Consider the following 17,270-nt stretch of genomic DNA (forward strand, 5'->3'; position numbering starts at 1 on the left):
CAATTACACCAACGGCCCCGTTCACGACACGACACCACACTCCCCCTGATTACGTCGCTGCCAGCGGCGCCGACCCAGAACCGAGAGCACCGTGAGTGGGACGGTCAGCAGGGCAGCGCCCGCGAACAGGACCGTGTAATGACCGTATTGGGCCGCGGGCGCGGCGATGGCGGTGGCGGCGGCACTGCCGAGGAACAGGGCTCCGGCGAACAGGGAGACGACGGTGCCGCGGGCGGCGGGGTCGACCTCGGTCGACCAGGTTTGCAGCGAGGAGTGCAGGAAGGCCCAGCCGCCGCCGAGCAGCAATGCGGTCACGGTGACGGTCAGGGGGTCGACGCGCAGGGCGGCCACGACGTAGCCCAGGCACATCTGCGCGCCGCCGATCCCCATCAGCGCGGTGACCGGTAGCCGGCGGGTGAGGATTCGGACCAGGCGCGAGAGGCCGAGCACCCCGAGACCGTAGGCGGCGGTGGCCGATCCGGCGATCGCCGCGCTGGAACCGTGGGCTTGCAGGCCGGTCGCGAGGAAGGTCATCACCCCGAGCAGCACGGCGCCCTCGGTGCAGGCGAGCGCGAAAACCAAGACGGCCCAGCGGTTCCGCAGCACCGATCCCAGTTGCGCGCGCGGCGAGACGACCGGCGGCCGAGCGGGTTCGGGCAACCTGCCCACCGCGTAGGCACCGGCCAGCGCGGCCAGCGCGGGCCCGGCGAACACCACCCGCCAGTCGAGCAGCTCGGCGGTGACGCCGGCCAGGCCGGTGGCCAGCGCGGTCCCGACGGCGGTCACGGCGATGATGTCGGACAGGGTTCGCTGCCGATTGCCGGAATCGACGGTGTCACCGACATAGGTGATCGATGTCGGCAGCACGGCCCCGAAGCACGCGCCCGCCACCACCCGCGCGCCGATCAGCACGGACAGGGTCGGGGCGAGCGCGGAGACGGTTCCGGCGACCGCGGCCCCCAGTAACGCCACCCGCAGCACCCGCACCCGCCCGTACCGATCCGAGAGCAGGCCCCACAGTGGTTGGGACAGGCCATAAGCCAGAAAATAGCCGCCCGCCAGCACCACCACCGAGGACAGCGGGACGCGCTGTGCCACGGCGATGAGCACCAGCATCGAACTGACCGCGAAACGGTCGAAGCTGCTGACCAGCACCACCGCCAGCAGCTGCGGCGCGGGACGCACGGCCGGTTGAGCCACCGCGACCCGAACAGCGATCACAACCACACTCCGACACGAAACATACGGTCCCCCGGGCCCGATCGGCGACTACCGCTCGCCGAGCCGGCGGTTGTCGTCCGAGCGTGGTCCACGATGCCGCCCGACCCGCGACCGTGCCAGGCCCCCGATGCCCACCGCGCCACCGTCGATCTCCGGTAGACCACCGAATCCCGGCCGCTCGAATCCTGTTGTGCGGGCATGGCATCGACCTCCTTGTCGCCACCTCCTTCATACTCCGTCGGGTGCACACCCTGCGCGGGACGGTGAAGGTGACGGGCAGGTCAGCTGTCGGCGAATTTCCGCTGCGCCTCGGCGGGGTCGGTGATGCCCTGGGTCAGCAACAGCTGCACCAGGATTCGCGCCTTCGCCGGATTCAATCCGAGCGCGGAGACGGTACCGAGTTCGTCGTCGTTCAACTCGGCGTTGCGGACGACGCTGCCGGAACCGACCCGGCTCGACCGTGCCACCAGCACGCCGCGCCGCGCCGCGCCACTCAGCGCGTCGACCACCGGTTTCGCGGTATTGCCGTCGCCGACGCCCGCGAGCACCAGACCCCGTGCCCCGTGCCCCAGGGCGTCGTCGACCGCGGTCGCGTCCATGCCCGCGTGCGAGTAGACGATGGCGACCCGCGGCAGTGGCGCCGCGCCCGGCACCGGAAAGGTCAGGCGCTGCCGGTCCTGCGCCGGGCGCGCGAATTGCACGGCGGCCGCGTCGACATGCCCGATCGGCCCGGTATTCGGCGAGACGAAGGTCTGCACACTGGTGGTGTTGGTCTTGGTGACGTCGTCGGCGCCGTGGATGGTGTCGTTCAGCACGACCATGGCGCCGCGCCCGCGCGCCCGCGGGTCGGCCGCGACCTGCACCGCGGAGCGTAGGTTGGCCGGGCCGTCGGCACTGAGCGCGGTGGAGGGCCGCATCGAACCGACCAGCACCACCGGTTTCGGACTGGCCACCACGTGGTCGAGGAAGAACGCCGTCTCCTCGAGGGTGTCGGTGCCGTGGGTGATCACCACGCCGTCGGCCCGGTCCTCGGCGAAGATCTGGTTGATCCGGGTGGCCAGATCCAGCCACACCTCGTCGTTCATGTCCTGGCTGCCGATATTGGAGACCTGTACCGCGTCCAATGTGGCGATCTTGTCCAGCCCGGGCACGGCATCGATCAGATCCTGTGCGGTGGCTTCACCCGCGGTGTAGCCGACCGCGGAATTGGCATTGGCCTTGCCCGCGATGGTCCCGCCGGTGGCCAGGATCGTGATCCGCGGCAGCGCTCCCGGCGCCGCCGGGGCGGGCGAGGTGGCGGCCGGAGCCGGGTCCGGGGCGTCGTTCCCGCAGCCGAGGACCAGCACGGCCGAACACGCCGCCAGACCGGCGAGGCGAAGCATGGACTGTCCTGCCATCGTGCGTCCCCTTTTCTCGATATGGCCGGTGACCAGTGACAACCCGATCTCGAATTCCGGAATTCCGCGCGTAATAGCTTTCGGACATGATCTTGTCGTGTCACGGTATCCGCCGGATACGGATCGACCGGGCTTCGACATACGGAGGGTGGACGATGAGTCTTGACCATGAGGTCGATCGGGCTACCGAGAAACGGTACGAACAACTCAGCCCGTTCGAGCTGAAGGACGAACTGATCGATCTCGCCGATGAGCACATGCACAAGACCGCGCACGCGATGATCAACGCGGGCCGCGGCAATCCGAATTGGACCTCCGCCATCGCCCGCGAAGCCTTCTATCTGCTCGGCCGGTTCGCCCTCGCCGAAGCCAGGCGCGATTGGGACGAATTTCCCGGCCTGGCCGGTATGCCGCAGCCGCGCGGCATCGCGGCGCGCTTCGACGAATTCCTGACCGCCGAATCCGAGACCGACGCCGTCCGGCTGCTGCGCGAGTCCGTCGAATACGGCACCGCCACCTTGAATTTCGACGCCGACGCCTGGGTGGGTGAGCTGGCCGACGCCATTCACGGCGATCACTACCCGGTGCCGGACCGCATGCTGACCCATATCGAGCAGGTCGTGCACGCCTACCTGGACCTCACCATGGGCGGCGCACCGGCCGGCGGCTGGGACCTGTTCGCCACCGAGGGCGGCACCGCGGCCATGTGCTACCTGTTCGACAGCTGCGTGGTGAACGGCTTACTCGCCCCCGGCGACCGCATCGCGATCATGACCCCGATCTTCACCCCGTATCTGGAGATCCCGCACCTGGACCGCTTCCATTTCGACGTGGTGGAGGTGCGGGCGTCGAAAACCACGACCGACGGCATGCACACCTGGCAGTATCCGGCCGAGGAAATCGAGAAGCTGACCGATCCGAGCGTCAAAGCGCTGTTCCTGGTCAATCCCTCCAATCCGCCCTCGGTGATGCTGGATTCGGGCACCCTGGACCGGATCGCGCAGATCGTGGCGACCGAGAATCCGCGGCTGACGATCATCACCGACGACGTATACGGCACCTTCGTCGAAGGTTTCCGTTCGCTGATGTCGGTGGCGGCGGCCAATACCCTCGGCGTCTATTCGTTCAGCAAGTATTTCGGCTGCACCGGCTGGCGGCTCGGCGTCATCGCGGTGGCCAAGGACAATGTCTTCGACACCCGTATCGCCGAACTGCCCGCCGCGCAGCGGGATCGGCTGATCGAACGGTATTCCAGCATCGCGCTCGATCCGGCGGCATTGAAGTTCATCGACCGCATGGTGGCGGATTCGCGCGACGTCGCGCTCAACCACACGGCCGGACTGTCGACTCCGCAGCAGGTGCAGATGGCCCTGTTCGCGCTCGGCGACCTGCTCGACAAGGACGCGCGCCACCGCCACGACTGCGAGGCGATCATCGCCCGCCGCCTGCGCGCCCTGTGCGACGGCCTGGATATTCCGGTGCCGCAGGACCCGAATGCCGCCGACTACTACGTCGAACTCGACCTGATGGCGTGGGTGAAACGGCACTGGAGCCACGAGTTCGCGCAGTGGCTGGAGTCCGAGCACGAGCCGGTGGACCCGGTCTTCCGGCTGGCCGAGCAGGGCTCGATCGTGCTGCTCAACGGCGGCGGTTTCGACGGCCCGCAATGGTCGGTGCGGGTCTCGCTGGCCAATCTGCGCCAGGACAGCTACGCCGAGATCGGGCAGTGGCTGCGCCGGATCATGGACGAATACCACCGCGAGTTCCAGAGCCGCGCCACGACGCGCTGACCCTCCCGGAGGACGACTCGATGCACGCGATCAAGACGTTCCTGCAAGACACGCCCGAAGTCGCGCTGTTCCTGTGCCTGGCACTGGGATACGCCGTCGGCAAGATCCGGATCTGGAAGCTGTCGCTGGGCGGTGTGGCCGGCACCTTGATCGTGGCCATCTTCGTCGGCATGGCCGGCAAGATCACGGTGAACGATCAGGTGAAGAACATCGCGTTCGCCATGTTCATCTTCACCCTCGGCTACATCTCGGGCCCCATCTTCTTCGCCAGCCTGAACCGCAAGAGTCTGAAATACGGGACCTTCACGTTGATCGAGGTGGCCAGCGTGCTGGCGATCACGGCCGTGGCGACCGTGGTGATGAAACTGGATCCGGGCACCGCCGCTGGTCTGCTGGCCGGCGGGGCGACCGAATCCGCGGCGGTCGGCACGGCGACCGACGCCATCGCGCGCCTGGATCGCCCCGCCGAGGAGATCAGCGCGCTCCAGGCCAATGTCGGCACGGCGTACTCGATCTCCTATATCTGCGGCCTGATCGTGGTGGTGCTGCTGTCGAGTCAGATCTTCCCGCTGGTGATGCGGGTGAATCTGCGGGACGAGGCGGCGAAGCTGTGGCAGCGGCTCGGCGGCGGCGGCGCCGAGTCGGACGACGAGGTGCCCGCCGCACCGGATCTGGTCGGCCGCGCCTTCCAGGTGCGGCAGGTGGCCGGGCGCACGCTCGCCGCGGTCACCGCGGATCTGGGCGGGCAGTTGACGATCGAGCGAATCCTGCGCGGCGGCAAGGTTGTCGCCGTCGCCGACGACCTGGAACTGCGGGCCGGTGATCAGGTGCTGGTGGTCGGGCCGCGCACGGCAATGGTGCCCGCCGAGGACGCGATCGGGCCCGAGATCGTGCCCGGCAAGGCGCTCGAGACCACGCTCGAACGCGACCAGGTGGTGCTCGATCACCGCCAGGACAAGGCCACCACGCTCGGTGATCTGGAGCGCAAGCTCGGCCACCGCCTGTATGTCACCGGTGTGGTCCGCGAGGACAAGGAGCTGCCGCTGCGCGCCGGCATGCCGGTGCAGCGCGGTGACACCGTCCAGCTCACCGGCGCGAAGGCGGATCTGGCGAAAGTCGTTCCCACCCTGGGCTATCGGCTGGACCCCACGGTCAAGGCGGACATCGTCTACATATCGCTCGGTATCGCGCTGGGGTTCATGATCGGCAAGATCGTCATCCCGGTGGGCAGTATTCCGCTCACGCTCGGCACCGGCGGCGGCTGTCTGTTGACCGGTTTGCTGTTCGGCTGGTTCCGGTCGCGTAATCCGAAGATCGGGCAGTACGCGCCCGCGGCCGCCGATGTCATCAAGACGCTCGGCCTGTCGGTGTTCATCGCGGTGGTGGGCCTGACCTCGGGGCCGCAGGCGGTGGAGCTGGTGCGCAAATTCGGTGTCGGACTGCCGATCGCCGGGGTTCTGATGACCGGCATTCCCGCGTGTCTGTCGCTGTTCGTCGCCTGGAAGGTGATGAAGTTGCCCGCGCCGCTGGCCTTGGGCGCGGTGACCGGACAGCAGTGCTCGACGCCGGGCATCACGGCGGTGCAACAGGTCGCGGGGAACGCGACACCGCTGATCTCGTACACGATCGTCTACTCGCTGTCCAATGTCTGTCTGCCCCTGCTGGGTCCGATCGCGGTGGCCATGACCGAGGCGTTGTCGTGAGCACCGATTAGTTCGCGCGCGCGGCCCCGTCTCATGTCGCGAAGTGTGTCGTTTTCGGATGAGGGAGTCGCATGCGCGAGTTGATCTTGCAGATGATGGTGTCGGTCGACGGGATGGCGGAGGGGCCGGGCGGGAACCTGGACTGGGTCGATGTCGACGATTCCGAACTCGACCAGTACCTGTCCGCTCTCCTGGACAGCGTCGGCGGGCAGGTGTTCGGGCGGATCAGCTACGAGCTGCTCGGGCGGTACTGGCCCGAGGCCGGGCAGCAGCCGAGCACGCCCGGTGACAAGATGCTGGCGCCGCAGGTGAACGGGCTGCTCAAGCTGGTCGTCGCGCGGCGGCGCCCCGAGCTGACCTGGCAGCCCGCCGCCTGGGTCGGCGCGGACCTCGCCGAGGAGTTCGCGGCGCTCAAGGACCAGCCGGGTAAGCCGCTCATCGTATTCGCGGGCATCGAAACCGCCCGCGAATTCCTGCGCCTGGACCTGATCGACGAGATCCGCCTGCTCGTGTTCCCCGTCGTCCTGGGCGGTGGCCGACCGCTGTTCGCCGCCGGCGACCGCGCGGTCGAGCTGCGCCTCGTCGAGGCCCGCCCGTTCTCGAAATCGGGTGTGGTGCTGCACCGCTACCGGCGACGCTGAGCTCCGGCGGCCGTTCGACCAGGGCTCACGCGCTGCTGCCGCGCGCGCTCATGGCGCGGATCGGGCCGATCAGCGAGCGGTAGATCGGGCGGATCGCACGGCCGGGGAGGTAGCGGTGCCGTTCCTCGGCCCAGACCCGGGCCCTGGGGTGCGACGCGAGCGGGGAGAAGCGATCGGTCACCGGGGGCGCGACGGTGTGGAACTCGATGCGGCACAGGTGCTTGGTGTTGATGAAGCCGTACTGGCCGGGGCTGACCAGGCGCACGGGTGCACCGTGGTCGCTGCACAGCGGCGCACCGTCGAGCCGATCGGCGATCAGGACGTCGTCGCCGAGCACGTCGTCGAGCTGCACGATCGATCGAAAACCGTCGAGCCCCTCGAACGTGACGTGGGTCAGCGACGCGCCCGGCTCGACGATCGGCGCGATCCGGGTGCGGTACAGCGTGTCGAACGCAACCCCCGCCCACCGCAGGCCGGTCGCCGACCATCCCGCGACACAGTGGAAGTCGGCCTGGATCTCGCGGCGCGGCAGCGATCCGAGATCGGATACGGCCAGCGCGAGCGGCTCGGTGAGGTGGCCGCCGATTGTGATGACCGGATCGTCCGGAATCGGCGGCGCGGGGTGATGCAGGTGTGTACCGAATCGCGGAAACCCGTCGACCGCACGCTGACCAGGGGGAAGTGTCATTGGATCCTCCTCATATACGGCACCGTATATTCGCAAGCTACTCCGCTCGGCGGCCGCGCGAAAGCATGCGAGCGGCAATGTGGCGCAAGACATCCGAGGCGAGCCGTGCGCGCGAGGACCCAGTACCTGCCCGGACCGGGAGGGTGACCGAACGACAGCCTGGTTCGAATTTCCGGTCGCACGGCACGCCCGGAATGTCGGCCGGATACCGCGCCACCTGCTGCTAATCTCGGGCAACCATCGCCGGAGCGAAAGGGTTGTCTGTGGAGTCGTCGAGCAGTCCCTACCGCCGTCGACTATCCAGGCGGTGGCTGCTCGGCACCGCCGCGCTGGCCGGACTGGGACTGACCGCCTGCGGCGGCGACGACTCGGCGCAACCCGAGCCGACCGCGGCCGACGAGCTGGAAGATATTGCCGCCGAAGCCTATATGTTCGGCTACCCGCTGGTTCTGCTGGATATCACCCGGGCCGCGACGACCACCCCCAACCAGTTCGCCAACGCGGTGACGCGGCCGGATCCGGCCGACCGCCTCATGGTGCGCCCCAACCTCGACACCCTCTACTCGCAGGCCTGGCTGGATCTGCGCGCCGAACCGCTCGTGCTCCAGGTCCCGGCGATCGAACCGGATCGCTACTGGATCATGCAGATCATGGACGCCTGGACCAACACCTGCCACAGTCCCAGCAGCGTGCGGCCGAAAGTCCAGCCGCCCGGCACCGAGCCGCCGTTCACCTATCTGGTCACCGGCCCGAATTGGCGCGGCCAGGTACCCGAGGGGATGACACAGCTCGCCATGCCGACGGCCAGCGCCTGGATCCTCGGCCGCATCGAGGTCAAGAGCGACCACGATGCCGCCGCCGTCGCGGGCGCACAGCAGAAGTTGAAACTGGTTCCGCTCACCGCCTGGCTGGGCGGCCGGACCGAGTCCACCGGCCGCCCGGACGCGCCCACGCCGGGGCAGATTCCGCCACGGCAACAGCTGGCGGCGCTGGACAGCCGCACCTACTTCCAGCGGATGTGCACACTCATGGCCGAGAATTCGCCCGCCGAGGCCGATGCGCCCGCGCTGCGCCGCTTCGCCCGGATCGGCATCGCCCCCGGCGCGAAGATCGACACGAGCCTCACCGAGACGCTGGATGCGGGTGTGCGGCAAGCGAAGTCGGCCATCCCGGTCTACGGCGACCCGCCGGAGAAAGAGGCCGACAGCTGGACCTTCTCCACCGACCTGGGGGCCTACGGCACCGATTACGGACTGCGCGCCCGCACCGCCGCGGATGGCCTCGGCGCGAATCTCGCCGAGGACGCGGTGTACCCGACCCTGTTCACCGAGGCCGACAATCGCGGCAAACCGATTCGTTTCCGGATGCACTTCCCCGCCGGTGAACTGCCGCCGGTGGACGCCTTCTGGTCGCTGACCGCCTACGACGCCGACAACTACCTCGTCGGCAATGCCCCGCGCATCTACTCGATCGGCCACACCGAGCCGGTGGTGCCCAACCCGGACGGCTCGGTCGACCTCGCCTTGCAGAGCGCCGACCCGGGATCGGCCGTGCCCCGGGGTAATTGGCTGCCGATCCCGGCCTCGGGCACCTTCTCGCTCACGCTGCGCATGTACGCGCCGCGCCCCGCCGCACTGGACGGCACCTGGCAGGTGCCGTCGCTCACCCCGGTGAGCTGAACCGGCTCAGTACGCGCCCTCCCCCTTGGCGACCGCGCTGATCGTGCGGGCGATCAACAGCAGATCCAGCACCATCGACCAGTTCTCGACATAGGACAGATCCAGGCGCACCGAATCCTCGGGGCTCAGATCCGAGCGGCCGCTGACCTGCCACAGCCCGGTGATGCCCGGTTTCACCAGCAATCGGCGGCGCATCTCGCCGTCGTAGGTGTCCACCTCACGCTGCACCTGCGGGCGCGGTCCGACCACACTCATGTCACCGCGCAGCACGTTGAGGAACTGCGGCAGTTCGTCCAGGCTGAACTTGCGGATGAGCTTGCCGAACGGGGTGACTCGTGGATCGTCCACCAGTTTCCAGGTCAGCGGATTGCCGCCGTGCTGTTCGATCAGCGCCGCGGCTTCCCGGTCGGCTCCGGCGTACATGCTGCGGAACTTGATCATCCGGAACGGCTTGCCGCCCCGCCCGATCCGTTCGGAGCGGTAGAACACCGGCCCGGCGCTGGTCAGTTTCACCAGCAGCGCGATGACCAGCAGCGCGGGCAGAATGGCCAGTAGCACACCGCCCGCGAAGCAGATGTCGAAGACGGCCTTCTTGGTCGACTTGGCGCGATCGTACTGGGGTTTGGCGATGTGCAGCATCGGCATGCCCGCCACCAGCCGGTTGGTCAGCCGGGTGCCCGCGATGTCGACCACGCCGGGGGTGACGATGAGCTCGATGCCGAGCGGGTCGAGTTCCCAGGCCATGCGGCGCAATTCGGCCGGGCCGAGGTAATCGGTGGCGGTCACCGCGACGGTGTCGGCCCGGCTGTGCCGGACGGCCGCCAGGACCGAGCGGTCGTCGCCGACCACACTGAAGCTGCGCCCGGAGGCCGCGAGCTCGTATTCGGTGCTGGAGGCCGGGCCGTCCGGAATGCACACGCCGACAACGCGATACCCCGAGGCCGGATCCTCGGAGAAGGCCATCGCCATCGCCTTGGCAGCTTCGGGCGAACCGACCACCAGCACCGCGGACAGGTACTCCCCGTAGGCCCGCCGCCGCCGGCGGGCGTGCACCCGCCAGGCCAATCGGCTCAGCATCAGCCCGAGCAGGCCCAGCGGCAGCGCGATCGCCAGGTACCCGCGCGCGAATTCGACGCGGAGCAGCAGCGCGAGGATCGCGATCAGCCCGAACAGCCGCATGGTCGCCGACACCAGCCGCCGGTATTCCTCGGTGCCCGCCCCGACCACCTGCGGTGCGCGGGTGTTGCCGCTGGCCAGCAGGCCCAGCCAGGCCAGCGCCAGCAGAATCGAGACCACGCTGTAGCCGACCTCGTAGGGCAACTGCATGGCCAGCGGTTCGGCCGCCGGCCCGCCGAAGCGGAGCACCTGGGCCGATCCGACCGCGCCCACGACGACAGCCAGATCCGTTGCACCCAACCGTTTTACATATTCGGCCTGCCAGCGCTCGCGCTCGGATCGCGGCACGGCCCGCGCACGTCTCGATACCTCGAGTGCGTCGTCGTCGGTGAGCTCGAAGCTCATGAACACACACCTCCCCCTGGGAGAGCGAAGTTGTCACCCCCGATCGCCATCGATCGGCCCCTGCGGCAAACATCGACCGCCGGGGGTGTCCGGTCATTCGGCGGCCAACCGGTAATTGTTACAGAACACAATCCAGGTCAGGTAGTAAATGGCGTGGGGCGCAGAGTATTCCGCGCAGTAGCCGTAATTGGGGCGGTCGGTTTGCAACCCCTCCGATATTCGATCATTACCGTGAAAATTCGCCTGGTGGCAGGATGTCACCGGTACACGTGTCGGAGAATCCCCTAGGGGGCTATAGGTAGCCATCGGTATGCCATGGGTCGAAACCGCCCCTAACCCACCCGGAAACTTCGCCTACCCAGTCGATTTCACCCCCGACACGCAGGGCCTTCGTTGTAACGTCTCACTGGATCGACTCGAACTACCCGGCATGCGGGCAGTGCGCCACGCATACCTTTCCTCCGGCCTTGGTGGGTGCTGCATGCGTTGTCGACTGTGTGATTCCGAGCGGATGTCGAGTGTGCTCGATCTCGGCACCACACCGCCGTGCGAGAAATTCCTGACCGCCGCGGAACTCGATCTTGTCGAGCCCACGTATCCCCTGCATCTACGCCTGTGCGAGGACTGCCTTCTGCTACAGATTCCGGCTTTGATCACCCCGGAGGAAACATTTACCGAATACGCGTATTTCGCGTCGTATTCGGAAAGCTGGGTCCGTCATGCCGAGTCTTTCGTTTCGCAGGCGCGCACGAAGCTGGGTCTCGATGCCGAGTCCTTCGTGGTGGAGGTCGCCAGCAACGACGGCTACCTGTTGCGGCACCTGGTGCGGGCGGGTGTGCCCTGCCTGGGCATCGAGCCCTCGGTCAATGTCGGCGCGGCCGCACGGGCGCTCGGCGTACCCACGGAAACCGCGTTCCTGGAAGAGGATTCGGCCGCCAAGGTGCGCTTCGCGCACGGCCCGGCGAACCTGGTGGTGGCCAACAACGTCTACGCGCACGTGCCCGACCTGCGCGGCTTCACCCGGGCGTTGCGCACGCTGCTGGCCGAGGACGGCTGGCTCTCGATCGAGGTGCACCACGCCCACAACCTGATTCGGCTCGGCCAGTTCGACACCATCTATCACGAGCACTTCCAGTACTACACCGTCCTTGCCGCGCAGCGCGCGCTCGCGACCGCCGGCCTCACAGTGGTGGAGGTGGAACTGCTCGGCACCCACGGCGGCTCGATTCGATTGTGGGCGCGGCCCGAAGCGGTGGCCGAGCCCGGCCCGTCGGTCGAACAGGTGTTGGCCGTCGAACGCGCCGCGGGGCTGCACTCCCCCGCGGGCTACGCCGATTTCGCCGCGCACGCCCAGCGGGTCCGCCAGGACGTCCTGCGGTTCCTGCTCGACATGCGCGACGCCGGAAAGCGTGTCGTCGGCTACGGCGCACCCGGCAAGGGCAACACCCTGCTCAACTACTGCGGTATCCGGCCCGACCTGCTCGAGTACACGGTCGACCGAAACCCGTACAAGCACGGCAGATTCACTCCCGGCACCCGGATTCCGATCCACGCGCCCGAGCGGATCGACGCCGACCGGCCCGATGTGGTGCTGGTCCTGCCGTGGAATCTGGAGGCCGAGCTCACCGCACAGTTGCGGCACATCGGCGACTGGGGCGGCGAGCTGGTCTTCCCGCTGCCCCGCCTGCATCACGCGGCCCTGCGGGCCGACTGATTCCCGGGGAGGGAAAACTCATGAAGGTAGTGCTCTTCTGCGGTGGGTACGGCATGCGCATGCGCGACGGCTCGGACCTACTGCCCAAACCGATGCAGCTGGTCGGCCCGCGGCCGCTGCTGTGGCATGTCATGCGCTACTACGCCCACTACGGGCACAAGGAATTCATCCTGTGCCTGGGCTACGGCGGCACGCACATCAAGAACTTCTTCCGCACCTACGACGAGTCGGTGTCCAACGACTTCGTCATCCGCAAGAACCAGCTCGAACTGCTGGGTGAGGACATCAGCGACTGGTCGATCACCTTCGTCGACACCGGCGTGGACTCGGCCATCGGCGAACGGCTGCGGCGCGTGCGCGGCTATCTCGACGGCGATCAGACCTTCCTGGCCAACTACGCCGACGTGCTCACCGACGCACCGCTGGACACCATGATCGACGCCTTCGAGTCCGCCGGGGCCGCCGCCTCCATGCTGGTGGTCCCGCCGCAGCAGTCGTTCCACTGCGTCGATCTCACCCCTGCCGGTGAGGTCAAGGAGATCATGCCGGTCTCGCGAATGCCGCTGTGGGAGAACGGCGGGTACTTCGTGCTCACCCAGGAGGTGTTCGACCTGTTGCCGCCCGGCGGCGACCTGGTGGCCGACGCCTGCGGCGCGCTCGCCGGGCAGGGCCGCCTCTTCGGTTACCAGCACCTCGGGTTCTGGAAGCCGGCCGACACCTTCAAGGAGCGCGCGGAACTCGACGACGCCTACCGCACCGGCAAGCGCCCCTGGATGGTGTGGGAGCGACCGTGATCGGACTGTCCGCCGCCCCGGTGGCCGAGATCGCGGTGCTCGGCGCGCACTGCGACGATATCGCGATCGGCCTGGGCGCCACCCTGCTGACGCTGGCCCGGCGCACGCCCGGGCTGCGCGTGCACGCACTGGTGCTCTCCGGCGCGGCGACCCCGCGCGCCGACGAGGAGCGATCCGCACTGGCCGCGTTCTGCCCGGACGCCGAGCTGGCCCTGACCGTCGGGGACCTGCCCGACGGTCACGCACCGGCACACTGGGACCGGGTCAAACACGCCCTGCGCGCCTTTCGCGACCCGATCGCTCCCGATCTGGTCTTCGCGCCGCAACGCCGCGACGCGCATCAGGACCACCGGGTGCTGGCCGAGCTGGTGCCGACCGAATTCCGGGATCACCTGATCCTGGGCTACGAGATCCTCAAGTGGGAGACCGATACGCCGCGCCCCACCGTCTTCCATCCGGTCGGCACCGAGATCGCCGAGGAGAAAGCGCGGCTGTTGCACGAGCACTATCGGTCCCAGCGGGAGCGGGACTGGTTCGACGAGCAGGCCTTTCTCGGCCTGACCCGGTTGCGCGGCGTGCAGTGCCGCGCACCGCACGCCGAGGCGTTCGTTCTGGAGAAGGCCGTTATCACGTTGGGAGGCAAGTGAAATGCGGGTACTGGTCACCGGACACCAGGGATATCTCGGCACGGTCATGGTCCCCGTGCTGCGCGCCGCGGGGCACGAGGTCCACGGGCTGGACGCCGGATACTTCGCGGACTGCGTCCTGGGTGAGCTGCCGGGCGATCCGCCCGGTCTCGCGGTGGATCTGCGCGATGTCACCGTCGAGCAGCTCCGGGGTTTCGACGCGGTGATCCATCTCGCGGCGCTGTCCAACGATCCGCTGGGCGCACTGGAACCGAGCATCACCTACGACATCAACCATCACGCCTCGGTGCGGCTGGCCCGGCTCGCCAAACAGGCCGGGGTGCGGCGGTTCCTGTACGCCTCGACCTGCTCGGTGTACGGGGCGGGCGGTGCGGAGCTGGTCGCCGAGGACGCGCCGCTGCGCCCCCTCACGCCGTACGCGCAGAGCAAGGTGCGGGTGGAGGACGACGTGGCCGCGCTCGCCGATTCCGGCTTCTCGCCCGTATTCCTGCGCAACGCAACGGCTTTCGGCTTCTCACCTCGCCTGCGCGCCGATATCGTGCTGAACAATCTGGTCGGCTACGCGGTACTGACCGGCGAGGTGAAGGTGCTCTCCGACGGGACGCCGTGGCGGCCGCTGGTGCACGCCGGGGATATCGCCTGGGCCTTCACCGGCTGTCTGAGCGCGCCGATCGAGGCGATCCACTGCCGGGCCTACAACATCGGCACCGAGGCCAACAACCTCACGGTCGCGCAGATCGCGTCGGCCGTGGTCGACGCCGTGCCGGGCTCGCGGCTGCTGATCACCGGGGAGGCCGGGCCCGACCCGCGCTCGTACCGCGTCGATTTCACGGCCGCTCGCCGCGAGCTGGGCTTCCAGGCCCGCTGGAGCGTGCCTGCGGGCGCCGCCCAGCTCTACCAGGAGTACACCACCCGCGGGCTCACCAGCGCCGGGTTCTTCCAGCGCTTCACCCGGCTGGCCCGCCTGGAGAGTCTGCGCGCGGGCGGCGTGCTCGACGCCTCGATGCGCCGCCTCACCCCCGCCACACGGTCCTGAGCAGATGCTCCCAGCTACCGGCGGCGGCGTCGCGATCGGAGACGATGGTCATCGGCATCGGCCACTCGATGCCGAGTTCCGGATCGTCGTAGGCCACGGCGAGATCCTCGGCCGGGTCGTGCGGACGGTCGATGCGATAGCAGACATCGGCGTAGGAGGAGACGGCCTGGAAGCCGTGCAGGAAGCCCGGCGGCACGAACAGGGTGTGAAAGTCGATGTCGTCCAGGCGAAACGACTGCTGTCGGCCGAAAGTCGGCGAATGCGGGCGAATGTCGACCAGGACGTCGTGCACAGCGCCGTTGGCGCAGCGCACCAGTTTCGCCTCGCCCCGCCCGGCCCGGCCGTGCATGCCGCGGATGACGCCACGCGCGGAACGGGATTGGGAATCCTGCACGAACCTCGCGGCAGCGCCGGGGGCCGACAGATAGTCGTCGAAGATCTCGGCGTCGAAGGTCCGGGTGAACAGGCCGCGGTCGTCACGGTGGGGCTGCGGGATCAGCAGCAGGACATCCGCCAGATCGCATCGCTCGATACGCACCGCGTCATCGTCGCATGAGGAAGGGCCCAGGGTGGTGATTGTGTGCCGCGGATGCCGCGGAACAGAGCTGGCGACCGTTCTCGATCTGGGGAAAGTTCCTGCGGCGGACCATTTTCCGCCCGCCGGATCCCCGATCGATGGCGCCGAGACCGCGCACCCGCTGCGCATGGACCGGTGCCCGGCGTGCGGGCTGGCACAGCTGGCACAGGACGACACCCGGACCGAGGAGCCGCGCGGTGTGGAACCGCGCGCGCTGCGCGAGCAGGCCGCCGCCGCGGTCGAGCGGGTCGCCGACCGGCTGCGTGGGGCCACGGTGCGGGAGTTCGGCAGCCCGCACGGCGGTACCTGGCTGCCGCTGCTGGCCGAACGCGGGTTCCACGAGGTCACGGGGGTCGCCGACGTCGTACTGGACTGTTTCGGGATCATGCACGAGCCGGATCAGCGGGCCGCGTTCGCCGAGCGCGCCGCGGCGACCGCGCCCGGCGGCCTGCTGCTGCTCCAATACCACTCGCTGGCCACCATCGTCGCCGCCGGGCAGTGGAATGCGTTGCGGCACGGGCACTTCGCCTATTACTCGCTGGCCGCGCTGCGCCGCCTGCTGGCCACCGCCGGTATGAGCGTGGCCAGCGCGTGGGAGTTCGATCTGTACGGCGGTACGGTCCTGCTCGCCGCGCGGCACGGCGCCGCCGAGCCGGACGACTCGGTGCGGGCCGTGCTGGCCGCCGAGGCGCCGCGACTCGAACTGGCGGCGCTGCGCCACCTCCAGCGCGTCACCGACGAGCATGTGCGGGCGCTGCGGTCCTGGCTGGAAGGCCAGGCCGCACAGGGCAATCGGGTCTTCGCCTACGGCGCCGCGTCGCGCGCGGTCGCCCTGTTCAGCCTGGCCGGCGCACACCGCGGATTGATCGCCGGAGTCGCCGACGCCTCGCCCGCCAAGCACGACCGCCGCATGCCCGGCACCGATATTCCGATCATCGCACCGGCCGCGTTGGCGGCGGCACGACCGGATCGGGTGCTGCTCACCCTGCCGGATCTGCTACCCGAGGTCCGCGAGCACTGTCCAGAACTCGCGGGCCGTTGGTTTCTGGACGATCCGGGCGGCCCACGGAAAGGAGACTGACCGCCCCGAATTCGCTGCGCCGCAGCACTTTCTGTATTCGACTATTTACCTTCACCCCGATGACGTTCGACAATGGAGCGTTGTCCCGGGCGCGGCAGGGCGCCCGGCGAGCGCAACGGGGCGCGGGGATCACCAAGGGGAATGACAGATGAGGGAAACCAAGCTCCGCGTCCGGAGCGCACGGCTGTTCGCGATGGCCACCGTCCTGGCGACCGGGCTCACGCTCGGCGCCGGATCGGCCGCCGCGGCGGTCGACAGCACCAACAGCATCGTCGACCACGGCGCACGCACCGTCGAGGCGATTCAAGCCGATACCCGGATCGATTTCGTGCCACCACTGGACGGCAATCCGCTCACCCGGGAGTGGTTCCACAACGGCACGGCGGCCTACCGGGTATCGGGTCCGCACGCCGAGGACTGGCGCGGCCGGATCACCATCGGCTATCAGGTCGGGTTCCCGGCCACGCTCAACGGCCGGCTCCGGTTCGAATACTCCACCCCCGGCCTCGGCCTGGATCTCGGTGACGATTCGGTGCTCAAGATCGACAGCCTGATTCCGCGCGCCGGGATCGAGCTCGAGGTCGGGTTCGGTCCCGGCATCAAGACCGTCGAGGTGGCCAGCGGCGATGTCCGCGGGACCGAGGGGTTCCTGCGGCTGGGCGCCTTCCACGGCACCGTGACCGGTGTTCTCGGCCCGACGAATATCCGGCCGTTCGTCGCCGTGGTGAGTGACGGCGGGGACACCGTGATCACCTACGGTCAGCTCTGGAGCATCTGAGCA

The 17,270-nt window shown here is 68.6% G+C and carries 15 protein-coding genes; 10 read left to right on the plus strand and 5 right to left on the minus strand.

Annotated elements, in window-relative coordinates:
- Positions 1-21 precede the first annotated feature (21 nt).
- Positions 22-1,221 (minus strand): MFS transporter, encoded by a 1,200-nt coding sequence (locus tag ACFVMC_RS32010; protein ID WP_379216545.1) that lies wholly within the window; start codon positions 1,219-1,221, stop codon positions 22-24.
- Between the two features lie 281 nt (positions 1,222-1,502).
- On the minus strand, positions 1,503-2,618 hold the full coding sequence (locus ACFVMC_RS32015; protein ID WP_379216547.1) for an asparaginase: 1,116 nt from the start codon (positions 2,616-2,618) through the stop codon (positions 1,503-1,505).
- 155 nt (positions 2,619-2,773) lie between these two features.
- Here ACFVMC_RS32015 and ACFVMC_RS32020 point away from each other — a divergent pair, with 155 nt between their 5' ends.
- The 3 genes from ACFVMC_RS32020 (at position 2,774) to ACFVMC_RS32030 (ending at position 6,752) form a co-directional block, all read left to right on the plus strand.
- The gene (locus tag ACFVMC_RS32020) at positions 2,774-4,408 is read left to right on the plus strand and encodes a bifunctional aspartate transaminase/aspartate 4-decarboxylase (protein WP_379216549.1); all 1,635 of its coding nucleotides are present in this window, start codon (positions 2,774-2,776) and stop codon (positions 4,406-4,408) included.
- Between the two features lie 20 nt (positions 4,409-4,428).
- Positions 4,429-6,111: an aspartate-alanine antiporter gene (aspT, locus tag ACFVMC_RS32025; RefSeq protein WP_379216550.1), complete on the plus strand. Its 1,683-nt coding sequence runs from the start codon at positions 4,429-4,431 to the stop codon at positions 6,109-6,111.
- 71 nt (positions 6,112-6,182) lie between these two features.
- Entirely contained in the window at positions 6,183-6,752 is a 570-nt protein-coding gene (locus tag ACFVMC_RS32030) for a dihydrofolate reductase family protein (RefSeq protein ID WP_379216552.1), read from the plus strand.
- A 25-nt stretch (positions 6,753-6,777) separates the two neighbouring features.
- On the opposite strand, the gene ACFVMC_RS32035 is transcribed toward ACFVMC_RS32030, so the two are convergent.
- Positions 6,778-7,440, minus strand: a complete 663-nt coding sequence (locus ACFVMC_RS32035; protein ID WP_379216554.1) for a molybdopterin-dependent oxidoreductase — start codon at positions 7,438-7,440, stop codon at positions 6,778-6,780.
- A gap of 263 nt (positions 7,441-7,703) precedes the next feature.
- Between ACFVMC_RS32035 and ACFVMC_RS32040 the strand changes: the two genes are divergently transcribed.
- A complete protein-coding gene (locus ACFVMC_RS32040; RefSeq protein ID WP_379216556.1) occupies positions 7,704-9,119 on the plus strand; it encodes a DUF1254 domain-containing protein in 1,416 nt (471 codons plus the stop codon).
- 6 nt (positions 9,120-9,125) lie between these two features.
- Here ACFVMC_RS32040 and ACFVMC_RS32045 read toward each other — a convergent pair whose 3' ends face one another.
- Positions 9,126-10,640, minus strand: a complete 1,515-nt coding sequence (locus ACFVMC_RS32045) for a sugar transferase (RefSeq protein ID WP_379216558.1) — start codon at positions 10,638-10,640, stop codon at positions 9,126-9,128.
- Positions 10,641-11,121: 481 nt separating this feature from the next.
- Between ACFVMC_RS32045 and ACFVMC_RS32050 the strand changes: the two genes are divergently transcribed.
- From ACFVMC_RS32050 to ACFVMC_RS32065, 4 genes are read left to right on the plus strand one after another with little or no spacing between them, the layout of a single operon-like run.
- Positions 11,122-12,354 (plus strand): methyltransferase domain-containing protein, encoded by a 1,233-nt coding sequence (locus tag ACFVMC_RS32050; RefSeq protein ID WP_379216560.1) that lies wholly within the window; start codon positions 11,122-11,124, stop codon positions 12,352-12,354.
- Positions 12,355-12,374: 20 nt separating this feature from the next.
- Positions 12,375-13,148 (plus strand): glucose-1-phosphate cytidylyltransferase, encoded by a 774-nt coding sequence (locus ACFVMC_RS32055; RefSeq protein WP_379216561.1) that lies wholly within the window; start codon positions 12,375-12,377, stop codon positions 13,146-13,148.
- Complete coding sequence (locus ACFVMC_RS32060) at positions 13,145-13,795, plus strand: PIG-L deacetylase family protein (protein ID WP_379216563.1); 651 nt, start codon at positions 13,145-13,147, stop codon at positions 13,793-13,795. The genes ACFVMC_RS32055 and ACFVMC_RS32060 overlap by 4 nt, the downstream gene beginning before the upstream one ends.
- Before the next feature lies 1 nt (position 13,796).
- A complete protein-coding gene (locus ACFVMC_RS32065; RefSeq protein WP_379216565.1) occupies positions 13,797-14,831 on the plus strand; it encodes an NAD-dependent epimerase/dehydratase family protein in 1,035 nt (344 codons plus the stop codon).
- On the opposite strand, the gene ACFVMC_RS32070 is transcribed toward ACFVMC_RS32065, so the two are convergent.
- Positions 14,809-15,369 carry a dTDP-4-dehydrorhamnose 3,5-epimerase family protein gene (locus tag ACFVMC_RS32070; RefSeq protein WP_379216567.1) on the minus strand — a complete coding sequence of 187 codons (561 nt, stop codon included), beginning with the start codon at positions 15,367-15,369 and terminating at the stop codon, positions 14,809-14,811. The genes ACFVMC_RS32065 and ACFVMC_RS32070 overlap by 23 nt on opposite strands.
- A gap of 34 nt (positions 15,370-15,403) precedes the next feature.
- Between ACFVMC_RS32070 and ACFVMC_RS32075 the strand changes: the two genes are divergently transcribed.
- Both ACFVMC_RS32075 and ACFVMC_RS32080 read left to right on the plus strand, forming a co-directional pair.
- A complete protein-coding gene (locus ACFVMC_RS32075; RefSeq protein ID WP_379216597.1) occupies positions 15,404-16,489 on the plus strand; it encodes a class I SAM-dependent methyltransferase in 1,086 nt (361 codons plus the stop codon).
- Positions 16,490-16,637: 148 nt separating this feature from the next.
- Positions 16,638-17,267, plus strand: a complete 630-nt coding sequence (locus tag ACFVMC_RS32080) for an MspA family porin (protein ID WP_379216569.1) — start codon at positions 16,638-16,640, stop codon at positions 17,265-17,267.
- Positions 17,268-17,270 lie beyond the last annotated feature (3 nt).

This window comes from Nocardia sp. NPDC127579 (assembly GCF_042672005.1).
In the GTDB taxonomy this organism is placed as follows: Bacteria; Actinomycetota; Actinomycetes; order Mycobacteriales; family Mycobacteriaceae; genus Nocardia.